This is a genomic window from Streptomyces recifensis (assembly GCF_002154615.1).
In the GTDB taxonomy this organism is placed as follows: Bacteria; Actinomycetota; Actinomycetes; order Streptomycetales; family Streptomycetaceae; genus Streptomyces; species Streptomyces griseoluteus.
Genome location: NZ_MUNH01000162.1, coordinates 1 through 11597, shown reverse-complemented (window position 1 = coordinate 11597; position 11597 = coordinate 1). Strand labels below are relative to the sequence as shown.

General features: G+C 70.2%; 10 protein-coding genes and 2 pseudogenes. All 12 read left to right on the top strand.

Annotated features, from left to right (window positions below):
* Nucleotides 1–130: pseudogene (locus CCN33_RS31040) on the top strand (MFS transporter); the annotation flags it as partial.
* 9 nt (nt 131–139) lie between these two features.
* Nucleotides 140–1501: a Pup--protein ligase gene (gene pafA / locus CCN33_RS10635; RefSeq protein WP_026249154.1), complete on the top strand. Its 1362-nt coding sequence runs from the start codon at nt 140–142 to the stop codon at nt 1499–1501.
* Nucleotides 1502–1646: 145 nt separating this feature from the next.
* Nucleotides 1647–2648, top strand: coding sequence for an FKBP-type peptidyl-prolyl cis-trans isomerase (locus CCN33_RS10630; protein ID WP_086693404.1), 1002 nt, complete (start codon nt 1647–1649; stop codon nt 2646–2648).
* A 74-nt stretch (nt 2649–2722) separates the two neighbouring features.
* Complete coding sequence (locus CCN33_RS10625) at nt 2723–3103, top strand: FKBP-type peptidyl-prolyl cis-trans isomerase (RefSeq protein ID WP_031180035.1); 381 nt, start codon at nt 2723–2725, stop codon at nt 3101–3103.
* A gap of 180 nt (nt 3104–3283) precedes the next feature.
* Nucleotides 3284–4237 (top strand): helix-turn-helix transcriptional regulator, encoded by a 954-nt coding sequence (locus CCN33_RS10620; RefSeq protein WP_086693403.1) that lies wholly within the window; start codon nt 3284–3286, stop codon nt 4235–4237.
* Between the two features lie 17 nt (nt 4238–4254).
* Complete coding sequence (locus CCN33_RS10615; RefSeq protein ID WP_086693402.1) at nt 4255–5250, top strand: helix-turn-helix transcriptional regulator; 996 nt, start codon at nt 4255–4257, stop codon at nt 5248–5250.
* A 56-nt stretch (nt 5251–5306) separates the two neighbouring features.
* The gene (locus CCN33_RS10610; RefSeq protein WP_244317667.1) at nt 5307–5540 is read left to right on the top strand and encodes a hypothetical protein; all 234 of its coding nucleotides are present in this window, start codon (nt 5307–5309) and stop codon (nt 5538–5540) included.
* A gap of 31 nt (nt 5541–5571) precedes the next feature.
* Nucleotides 5572–5766: a hypothetical protein gene (locus tag CCN33_RS10605; RefSeq protein ID WP_086693401.1), complete on the top strand. Its 195-nt coding sequence runs from the start codon at nt 5572–5574 to the stop codon at nt 5764–5766.
* Nucleotides 5767–6023: 257 nt separating this feature from the next.
* Complete coding sequence (gene tatA / locus CCN33_RS10600; RefSeq protein ID WP_086693400.1) at nt 6024–6299, top strand: Sec-independent protein translocase subunit TatA; 276 nt, start codon at nt 6024–6026, stop codon at nt 6297–6299.
* A 90-nt stretch (nt 6300–6389) separates the two neighbouring features.
* Nucleotides 6390–7286 carry a twin-arginine translocase subunit TatC gene (tatC, locus tag CCN33_RS10595; RefSeq protein WP_086693399.1) on the top strand — a complete coding sequence of 299 codons (897 nt, stop codon included), beginning with the start codon at nt 6390–6392 and terminating at the stop codon, nt 7284–7286.
* A gap of 122 nt (nt 7287–7408) precedes the next feature.
* Nucleotides 7409–10261 (top strand): DEAD/DEAH box helicase, encoded by a 2853-nt coding sequence (locus tag CCN33_RS10590; protein WP_086693398.1) that lies wholly within the window; start codon nt 7409–7411, stop codon nt 10259–10261.
* Nucleotides 10262–10560: 299 nt separating this feature from the next.
* Nucleotides 10561–11597: pseudogene (locus CCN33_RS10585) on the top strand (ATP-binding protein); the annotation flags it as partial.

The window sequence follows — 11597 nt, the reverse complement described above, 5'->3', positions numbered from 1 at the left end:
GTTGCTGGTGCTGCTGGCCACGGGACGGGTGCTGACGGCTCCTGTCGGGGGCGGTGTGGTTGCGGCTTCATCGGAAAATGATCCAGATCGTGCTGCCGAACCCCGTTTCAGTTCAGGGGATCGGGCGTAATGTTCAGTCATGGACCGCCGCATTTTCGGGCTGGAGAACGAGTACGGCGTCACGTGCACGTTCAGGGGACAGCGGCGTCTGTCTCCTGACGAGGTGGCGCGGTACCTCTTCCGCCGTGTCGTGTCATGGGGCCGCAGCAGCAATGTCTTTCTGCGGAACGGCGCCCGGCTGTATCTCGACGTGGGCTCACATCCGGAATACGCGACACCCGAGTGTGACAATGTGACCGAGCTGGTCACCCACGACAAGGCCGGCGAGCGCATTCTCGAGGGACTCCTGGTGGACGCGGAACGACGCCTGCACGAGGAGGGAATCGCGGGCGACGTCTACCTCTTCAAGAACAACACCGACTCGGCGGGCAACTCCTATGGTTGCCACGAGAACTATCTGGTGGCGCGGCACGGGGAGTTCTCCCGGCTCGCGGACATCCTCATCCCGTTCCTGGTGACCCGGCAGTTGTTGTGCGGGGCGGGCAAGGTGCTCCAGACACCGCGTGGTGCGGTGTACTGCGTGAGCCAGCGGGCGGAGCACATCTGGGAGGGCGTGTCGTCGGCGACGACGCGTTCGAGGCCGATCATCAACACCCGTGACGAGCCGCACGCGGACGCCGAGCGTTACCGGCGGCTGCATGTCATCGTGGGCGACTCGAACATGTCCGAGACGACGATGCTGCTGAAGGTCGGCGCCACCGATCTGGTGCTGCGCATGATCGAGGCGGGCACGGTGATGCGGGATCTGACGCTGGAGAACCCGATCCGGGCGATCCGCGAGGTCAGCCATGACATCACCGGCCGGCGCAAGGTGCGTCTGGCCAGTGGCCGGGAGGCGTCGGCGCTGGAGGTGCAGCGCGAGTACTTCGACAAGGCGGTGGACTTCTGCGACCGCCGGGGCATCCGTACGGGCACGGTCGCGCAGGTGCTGGAGCTGTGGGGCCGGACGCTGGACGCGATCGAGACGGAGGAACTGGACCGGATCGGTACCGAGATCGACTGGGTGATGAAGTACAAGCTCATCGAGCGGTACCGCGAGAAGCACAACATGACGATGTCGCATCCGCGGGTCGCGCAGATAGACCTCGCGTATCACGACATCCACCGGCGTCGTGGGCTGTACTACCTGCTGGAGAAGAAGGGTCAGGCGGCGCGGATCTGCAATGACCTGAAGATCTTCGAGGGCAAGTCGGTGCCGCCTCAGACGACTCGGGCGCGGCTTCGCGGTGACTTCATCCGGCGGGCGCAGGAACAGCGCCGGGACTTCACGGTCGACTGGGTGCATCTGAAGCTCAACGACCAGGCGCAGCGCACGGTGTTGTGCAAGGACCCGTTCCGTTCGGTGGACGACCGGGTGGAGAAACTGATCGCCGGAATGTAGGAGCGGTCCCTCCGGCCGCGTCTTTTGGCGCCGTATTGCCTTCGAGCGCCACACGGGCGCCGTACGTTTCCCGTACGGCGCCCTTGTCACGCCGTAGAGTTGCGCGCACCAATCCGCAAGATCGACCGATTACGAGGCATCTCCCGTGCGCCGACGCTCACTCCTCCTGGCCGCCGTTCCCGCTGGACTGGTCACGCTCGCCGGGTGCGGCGACGGTGATGCGAAGTCGAGCAGGGCGAGTGCCTCGCCGTCGCCGTCGCCCTCGTCGCCTCCGCCGCCAAGGATCGTGGACGGGCCGCTGCCGGCGATCACGGCGGGGACGAAGTTCGGGGAGAAGCCGACGGTCGCCAAGGGGCCGGGGGAGCCCTCCAAGGATCTGGCGGTCCGTACGGTGATCGCGGGCAACGGCCGCCCGGTGGCGGAGAACGACTTCATCAAGGCGAACTACCTGGGCCAGATCTGGAGCTCGGGGAAGGTCTTCGACAATTCCTACGACCGCAGTCCGCTGGTGCTGCAGTTGGCGCAGGGCAGCATCATCGACGGCTGGCGGTACGCGCTGACCGGGAAGAAGATCGGCAGCCGGGTGGAGATCGCGGTGCCGCCGACCTGGGGGTACGGGCCGTCGGGCAACGAGCAGGCGGGGATCAAGGGCACGGACACGCTGGTGTTCGTGATCGACCTGCTGGACTCCTACAACACCAAGAGCTCGGCGAAGGGCAAGGTGGTCCCGCAGACGGACCCGGCCCTGCCCAAGGTGGCCACGAACACCGACGGCAACCAGCCGAAGGTGACGCTGCCGAAGTCGGACCCGCCGAAGAAGCTGGTGTCGAACTACGTCATCGAGGGCGACGGGGACGAGGTCACCAGGAAGCAGGCGGTGCTGTGCCAGTTCCAGGGGCTGGAGTGGCAGGGCGGCCGGACGTTTCAGAAGACGTACGGTTCGGGGCGTCTGAGCCAGTTCTCGGTGGAGCAGATGGAGCAGGTCGTCAAGGGTCTGGCGCAGGGGATCACGGGGAAGAAGGTCGGCAGCCGGGTGCTGATCGTGGTGCCGCCGGACCTGGGCTACGGGGACAACCCGCCGAGCGGCAGCGGTATCAAGAAGGGCGCCACGCTGGTCTTCACGGTGGACATCCTCGCGGCGATGTAGCGTGCCGGGCGCCGGAGCTGCGGGGATGACAGACTGTCCATGTTTCGTTTCGTACACACGCAGGAGCTTTTGACGTGAGCATCGACAAGCCCGAGGTCGACTTTCCGGGCGGCGAGCCGCCGAAGGACCTTGAGATCAAGGACATCTGGGAGGGCGACGGCGAGGTCGCCGAGGCGGGCGACGTCGTCAAGGTGCACTACGTGGGCGTCGCGTTCTCCACGGGTGAGGAGTTCGACGCGTCCTGGAACCGCGGTACGCCGCTGGACTTCCAGCTCGGTGTCGGCCAGGTCATCCAGGGCTGGGACAAGGGTGTGCAGGGCATGAAGGTCGGCGGCCGCCGCCAGCTCGTGATCCCCGCGCACCTCGCGTACGGCGACCGGGGTGCCGGCGGCCGGATCGCGCCGGGCGAGACGCTGATCTTCGTCTGCGACCTGGTGGGCGTCGGCAAGCGCTGACCCGACCGGTCACGCCTGATCGTTTGTGCATGGAGTGGGGCCCGCGCCTGGTGCGCGGGCCCTTCTTCTTTGACCGCCCTCGTCCGTAACGGCCCTCGTTCCTTGCTTCGGCTTTTGCCGCGCCACCTGGGAGCGGTACGGTCGGCGGTCGGAAGCACATGAGGGAAGGCGTAGGCGTCGATGGCCATTGCCAAGGCCGAGCGGTTGATGAACCTCGCGCTGTGCCTGCTCGGCGCACGGCGGCCGCTCAGCAAGCGCGAGCTGCGCGGGTCCATCGAGGCGTACCTGGAAGCGGGGTCGGACGACTCCTTCAACCGCATGTTCGAGCGGGACAAGGACGACCTGCGCGAGCTGGGCCTGGTCATCGAGACCGTGGAGAACCTGGAGGGCGAGGTCGGCTATCTCGCCCGCCGGGACAGCAACCGGCTGCCCGCGATCACCCTGGACGCCGAGGAGGCCGCCGCCCTGGGCCTGGCCGCCAAGGTCTGGCAGCAGGCCCGGCTGGCCGGCGCGGCCAGCGGCGCCCTGCAGAAGCTGCGCGCGGCCGGGCTTCCCGAGGACGTCGACCCCTACGGCTCGCACGGCGCGCTGGAGCCCCGCATCCCGGTGCACGAGGCCGCGTTCGAGCCGCTGATGCTGGCCTGCCGGGACCGCCGCCCGGTGGTCTTCGACTACCGCAAGGCGTCCGCCGCCCACCCCGAGACCCGGCATGTCGAGCCGTGGGCGCTGGAGTGCTGGCGCGGTCACTGGTACCTGGCCGGCTTCGACCGCGAGCGTGGCGCGGAGCGGGTCTTCCGGCTGTCCCGGATCACCGGCAAGGTGCGTGCCCGCGGTACGGGCTTCACCGCGCCGGTGCCGGACGTGGTGACCGTGCGGGAGACCGTACGGGGCTGGGCGGGGGAGACCGCCGACCGCTCCGCGCTGATCCGGCTGCGCCAGGGCGCCGGGTACCCGTTGCGGGCCAGGGCCACCAAGGTGCGTGAACTGGGCGACGGCTGGGACGAGCTGGAGATCCCGTACGGGCACGGGCTGGATGCCTGGCTGGTGGAGTTCGGGCCGGACGTGGTGGTGCTGGAACCGGCCGAGCTGCGGGCGGACGTGGTGGACCGGCTGCGTGCCGTGGCCAAGGGCTGAGAGCGGAGCGAAACACCATGGCAGGCAGACCGGCGAGGCCCGTGAACGCCATCGACCAGACGCGGCGCATGCTGTCGCTGGTCACGTATCTGCGCGAGCGCCCCGGCGCCCGGATCGCGGACGTGGCCCGCGCCTTCGGCATCACCGAGGACGAACTCGTCTCCGACCTGGACGTGCTGCCCATGTGCGGCACCAGTTTCCGGGGCGGGGACCTGCTGGACATCGACACCGACGGCGAGCGGATCTGGTGGCACAACCCGGCCGCGCTCGGCGAGGACGCGGCCGAGCCGCTCCGGCTCGCCGCCGACGAGGCGACCGCGCTGCTGGTGGCCGCCCGGGCGGTGGCCACCCTGCCCGGCCTGCGCGAGAGCGACCGGCAGGCACTCGTACGGGCCACCGCCAAGGTGGAGACCGCCGCCGGCGAGGCGGCCGGGGCGAGCTCCCGGCTGTCGGTGACCTTCGAGTCCGAGGGCGGGGTCTTCGCCGACGTGGACCGGGCCATCTCCGAGCGGCGCCGGCTGTGGGTGCGCTACTACTCCCCGGCCCGCGACGAGCTGACCGAGCGGGAGATCGACCCGATCCGCCTGGTCACCATGGGCCACACCTACGTCGAGGCGTGGTGCCGCCGCTCGGAGGCCCGCCGTACCTTCCGGCTGGACCGGGTCGCGGAGATCCGGATCCTCGACGAGCCGGCCGCGCCGCCCGAGATAGAACCGCGCGACCTGTCCGAGGGTCTGGTGCAGCCCGCCGCCGAGGACCCCGAGGTCGTGGTCGAGGTCGGCCCCGGCGGCCGCTGGGTCGCCGAGTACTACCCGCACGACACGGCCGAGGAGCTGCCCGACGGCGGCCTGCGCATCACCCTGCGCACCCCCGACCCGGCCTCGCTGCGCCGGCTCGCCCTGCGGCTCGGCCCCGACGGCCGGATCGTGTCGCCGCCCGACCTGGCCGACCGCGCCCGCCGGGCCGCCCGCGAGGCGCTGGCCGCGTACGAGGGGCGGGAGCACACGCCGTGAACGAGACCTCGGTGCCCGGGACGCGCGAGGTGACGGCGGCCGCCGCCTTCGCCGGGATGCGGCGCGTCGTCCCCGTGGTGTTCAAGGCGGCCTGCCCCGACTGCCGGGGCCGGTTCGAACTGGCCGCCAACGCGCTGCGGCTGGCCATCGGCGGCTCCAGCCGGACCACGTTCTACTCCTTCACCTGCCCCGAGTGCGGCACGGCCGTGCGCAAACCCGCCGGGGACCGGATCGTGCAACTGCTCAGCGGGGCCGGGGTGCGGACCCTGCGGCTGCACTCCACCGTCTGAAGCGGCTCCGGGACGGTCTAGGCTCGTCCCCATGTTCTGGCCGATGTTCGCGGTAGCCATGGGATTTCTGGGTCTCGCCGTACTGGGGGTGCTCGCCGTCCGTGTCTTCGTGGCCGCGCGGCAACTCGGCCTCCAGGTCGCCGACTCCGGACGCCGCATCAGCCGCGCCGCCGAGGACCTGGAGCGGGCCGCGGTGAGCACCGCCCGCGCCGCCGACACGCTCTGACCTGCGGGGCGAAGGGGGCGCCGGAAACGCCACAAGCGGTTTGCGTCACTTCGCCCTGTCATGCGGGACAGACGTACGGGTACGCTGCTGGTCGCGGTGCGAAGAACGAGGCGCGTGCCGCGGACCGGGAGTACGCAGGGGGATTGCCTCTCGTTTACCCCTGAGCGTTACGATCGCTGCCGGCACGACCATCCGGACGCTTGTCCGAGCGGTCGGACAGCACCCCCACCCCCGCCTCGGTGAGAAGGTAGTAACTCATGATCGGAAGGCTCGGTCCTACCGAGATCATTCTCATCCTCGTCGTCGTCTTCCTGCTCTTCGGCGCGAAGAAGCTTCCGGACATGGCCCGCTCCCTGGGCAAGTCCGCGCGCATCCTCAAGAGCGAGGCCAAGGCGATGAAGGAGGAGAGCAACACCTCCACGCCTCCGGCCTCCGGCGAGCAGCCCCCCGCGCAGCGCACCATCCAGGCCGCCCCCGGCGACGTGAACAGCGCCCGCCCGGTCAACGAGCCCACGGACACCACCCAGCGCTGACCCGCGGCCGCACCACCGGCCTGCCGCACGAGATGAGGACGTGGGTTGCTCAAGTCTGCCCGCAAGAAAGAGAAGGACCCCGAGGGGCGGATGCCCCTCGTGGAGCACCTGCGCGAGCTGCGCAACCGGCTCGCGAAGGGCATGTTGGCGATCACGGTCGTCTCCGTGGTGGCCGCCTTCTACAGCCAGGACCTGATGTCCTTCCTCTCGCAGCCGGTCCCGCGCTGCACCGGGGGCCTGGGTGAGTCCACCGGAGGCTCCTGCGCGGTCATCGCCTACACCGACCTGCTGTCGCCCTTCACCACCACGGTGAAGGTCTGCTTCATGGCGGGCGTGGTCCTCTCCAGCCCCGTCTGGCTGTACCAGCTGTGGGCGTTCGTCGCCCCGGGCCTGCACCGCAACGAGCGCAAGTACACCTACGGGTTCGTGGCCGCGGCGGTGCCGCTGTTCATGGCGGGCGCCTGGCTCGCCTACACGATCCTGCCGATCAGCATGCGGGTGCTGCTGGGCATCACCCCCGACGGCTCGGCGAACATCCTCCCGATGGACAAGGTCCTGGACTTCATCGTCCGGATGATCCTCATCTTCGGCGGCGCCTTCGAGCTGCCGCTGCTGCTGGTCATGCTGAACTTCGCCGGCGTGGTGACCGGGCGCCGCATGGCCGGCTGGTGGCGCGGTGTGGTCATGGGCGTCTTCGTCTTCGGCGCCGTCGCCACCCCCACCACGGACCCCTTCGGCATGATCGCGCTGGCCGGTCCCATCGTGGTGCTGTACTTCATCGCCGTCGGTATCGCGCTGCTCAACGACCGCCGCCGCGAGCGTGCGGAGGAGGCGGCCGAGCTGGACGACGACGAGGCCTCGCCGCTGGACCACCGGCCGGAGCCGGTCGCCGGCCCCGAGCGGCTGACCGCCGCCGTCCCCGAGCAGGCCCGCCAGGCCGAGGCCCTGCCGCCGGGCCGGTACGAGGGCTACGACGACGTCACCTGAGCGCGTACCCGTGAGCGAGGGGCCGGACGGATCTTCCGTCCGGCCCCTCGTCCATGCGGGCGTCCGCCTGCGCGGGCGGGCCGGAGGCGGGCGTTCCGTTCCGGTGGGCGTGGGAAGCGATAATGATCGTCCTGTTGTCGGTGCGGGCCGGTACGCTCGAAAGCACGATGACAGAGGACCTCTCACCGGCCGAGCGGTACGCGGCGTCCCGAGTACGGGCCGCCGAGCAGGCCACCGCGCTCGCGGGCTTCCGCGAGATGTACGACTTCGGCCTCGACGACTTCCAGGTGGAAGCCTGCTCTGCGCTCGAGAGCGGAAAGGGCGTCCTGGTGGCCGCCCCCACCGGCTCGGGCAAGACGATCGTGGGCGAGTTCGCCGTCCACCTCGCCCTGGAGCAGGGCAAGAAGTGCTTCTACACGACACCCATCAAGGCGCTGTCGAACCAGAAGTACGCCGACCTGTGCCGCCGCTACGGAGCCGACAAGGTCGGCCTCCTCACCGGCGACAACAGCGTGAACTCCGACGCCCCGATCGTCGTCATGACGACCGAGGTGCTGCGGAACATGCTGTACGCGGGCTCCCAGACCCTCCTGGGCCTCGGCTACGTGGTCATGGACGAGGTGCACTACCTCTCCGACCGCTTCCGGGGCGCCGTCTGGGAAGAGGTGATCATCCACCTGCCCGAGTCGGTGACCCTGGTGTCGCTGTCGGCCACCGTGTCCAACGCCGAGGAGTTCGGCGACTGGCTGGACACCGTGCGCGGCGACACCGAGGTGATCGTCTCCGAGCACCGCCCCGTACCGCTGTTCCAGCACGTGCTCGCCGGGCGGCGGATGTACGACCTGTTCGAGGAGGGCGAGGGAAGCAAGAAGGCCGTCAACCCCGACCTCGCCCGGCTCGCCCGGATGGAGGCCACCCGGCCCTCCTACCAGGACCGCAGGCGCGGCCGCGCCATGCGCGAGGCCGACCGGGAGCGGGAGCGCAGGCAGCGCCAGCGCGCCTGGACGCCGAGCCGGCCCGAGGTCATCGAGCGACTGGACGCCGAGGGCCTGCTGCCCGCCATCACCTTCATCTTCAGCCGCGCCGCCTGCGAGGCCGCCGTCCAGCAGTGCCTGTACGCGGGCCTGCGGCTCAACGACGAGGAGGAGCGGGAAGAGGTCCGCGCACTGGTCGAGGAGCGCACCGCGAACATCCCGCCCGAGGACCTGCACGTCCTCGGCTACTACGAGTGGCTGGAGGGCCTGGAGCGGGGCATCGCCGCCCACCACGCGGGCATGCTGCCGACCTTCAAGGAGGTCGTGGAGGAGCTGTTCGTCCGCGGGCTGGTCAAGGCCGTGTTCGCCACCGAGACCCTGGCCCTCGGCATCAACATGCCCGCCCGCTCGGTGGTGCTGGAGAAGCTCGTCAAGTGGAACGGCGAACAGCACGCCGACATCACCCCCGGCGAGTACACCCAGCTCACCGGCCGGGCAGGCCGCCGGGGCATCGACGTGGAGGGCCACGCCGTGGTGCTGTGGCAGCGGGGGATGAGCCCCGAGCACCTCGCCGGGCTCGCGGGCACCCGCACCTACCCGCTGCGCTCCAGCTTCAAGCCGTCGTACAACATGGCGGTCAACCTGGTCGAGCAGTTCGGGCGGCACCGCTCGCGGGAGCTGCTGGAGACGTCGTTCGCGCAGTTCCAGGCGGACAAGTCGGTCGTCGGCATCTCCCGGCAGGTGCAGCGCAACGAGGAGGGGCTGGAGGGCTACAAGGACTCCATGACCTGCCACCTCGGCGACTTCGACGAGTACGCGCGGCTGCGCCGCGAACTCAAGGACCGGGAGACCGAGCTGGCCCGGCAGGGCGCCAACCAGCGGCGTGCCGAGGCCGCCGTCGCCCTGGAGAAGCTCAAGGCGGGCGACATCATCCACGTGCCCACCGGCAAGTACGCGGGCCTCGCGCTCGTGCTCGACCCCGGCCTGCCCGCCGGGCGGACCGGCGGCCACCGGGGCTTCGACCACCACGACGGGCCCCGCCCGCTGGTGCTCACCGCCGAACGGCAGGTCAAGCGGCTGGCGTCGATGGACTTCCCCGTCCCGGTGGAGGCGCTGGACCGGATGCGCATCCCGAAGACGTTCAACGCCCGCTCCCCGCAGTCCCGTCGGGACCTCGCCTCCGCGCTGCGCACCAAGGCGGGGCACATCCCGCCGGAGCGCGCCCGCAAGAAGCGTTCGCAGGCCGCCGACGACCGGGAGATCGCCCGGCTGCGCACCGCGATCCGCGCACACCCCTGCCACGGCTGTGACGAGCGGGAGGACCACGCCCGCTGGGCCGAGCGCTACCACCGGCTCCAGCGCGACACTTCGCAGTTGGAGCGGCGCATCGAGGGCCGCACCAACACCATCGCGCGGACCTTCGACCGGATCGTGGCCCTGCTGACCGAACTGGACTACCTCCGGGGCGACGAGGTCACCGCCAACGGCAAGCGGCTCGCCCGGCTCTACGGCGAGTTGGACCTGCTGGCCAGCGAATGCCTGCGCGAGGGCGTGTGGGAGGGGCTCGGCCCCGCCGACCTCGCCGCCTGCGTCTCGGCACTGGTGTACGAGTCACGGGTCAGCGACGACGCGATGACACCCAAGCTGCCCTCGGGGCCGGCCCAGGCCGCGCTCGGGGAGATGGTGCGGATCTGGGGCCGGCTGGACGCGCTGGAGGAGGACTTCCGGATCAGCCAGACAGAGGGTGTCGGGCAGCGGGAGCCGGATCTCGGGTTCGCGTGGATCGCCCACCAGTGGGCCTCGGGGAGGGGGCTCGACGAGGTGCTGCGGGAGGCGGAGATGCCCGCGGGGGACTTCGTGCGGTGGACGAAGCAGGTGATCGACGTTCTCGGTCAGGTTGCCGCGGCCGCTCCGGCGGAGGGCTCGACGGTAGCCAGGAACGCGCGCAAGGCTGTTGATCAACTGCTGCGGGGGGTCGTCGCCTACTCGTCCGTGGGGTGAGGTTCTTTGGCGGGTGCGGGTGGGTGGTGGCTTGTCGCGCAGTTCCCCGCGCCCCCTGAGAGAAGGGTCGGCTTCGGCCGGCCCTTTTCCTATGCACGGATGGCACTACTCCACGTGTTCGAATGGGTGCTCGCTGTGCAAATAGGGGTGACGGTACTCCTGTTGTTCGGGGGATTTCAGGTGCTTGCCGAATATGACACGGGGGTGTCCCGGTCGGATTAGGCTCGCCCGCGGCGGACCCGGTTGAGATGAATTCGGGCGCCTGTTCCCCTATTTACCGTTCTTCCCAGAAGGCATCCATGGTGAGTGTTCAGAAACCTCCCGGTGTCCGCGAACGTCCCTACGCGCAGGTGTTGTTGCCGCCCGCCCTGGTGATGGCCGCGGTGACCGCGGCCGCCGTGTTCCTGGTGCCGGGCCCCGCCCGGACCGCCGTCGCCTGCTCGGGACTGGTGGCCACGCTGCTGCTGCTCGCCACCGCGAGCGAAGTGGTGCGGCGCGGGCGTCAACTCCGGGCCGCCGAGGCCGAGAACGCCCGGCACACCGCGTATCTGGAGCACCGCATCGCCGCCCATGACGCGGAGATCGTCCGTCTCGGCTCCGAGGTGCTGCCCCTCGCGCTCGCCCGGCTGCGCGGGGGCGAGCGGCTGCGGGACGTGCTGCGCCACGTCGTCGACGAGGACCCCGAGCTGCGTCATCTCCCCTCGTCCCAGCGCGAGTTGCTACGAGTGGCGCTGCGCGGTGCCGAGCACGAGATCAACATGCGGGACGCCACCCAGCGGGCGTTCGTCACCACCGCCCGGCGCGTGCAGGCCATCGTCCATCAACAGGCCAAGGAGCTGCGGGAGATGGAGGAGGACCACGGCCGCAACGCCGAGGTCTTCGACGACCTGCTGCGCGTCGACCACGGCACCGCGCTGATCGGCCGCCTCGCCGACTCCATCTCGGTGCTGGGCGGAGGCCGTCCGGGACGCCAGTGGCCGGTGCCCGTCTCGCTCTACAGCGTGCTGCGGGGCGCGATGTCCCGCATCCTCGAGTTCCACCGGATCAACCTCGCCTCGATCGTCAACATCAACATCAAGGGCACCTCGGTCGAGCCGATCATCCACGCGGCGGCCGAACTGTTCGACAACGCCACCCGCTACTCGCCGCCCTCGACCAAGGTCCATGTCACCGCGTTCGAGGTGCAGACCGGCCTCGCCATCGAGATCGAGGACGCCGGGGTCAGCCTCAGCGAGGAGGGGCGCGCCCGCGTCGAGCAGATGATCCTGGACGCCCGCGCCGACGACGACGCGCACAACCTCGGCGACAGCCCCCGGCTCGGCCTCGCCGTGGTCGG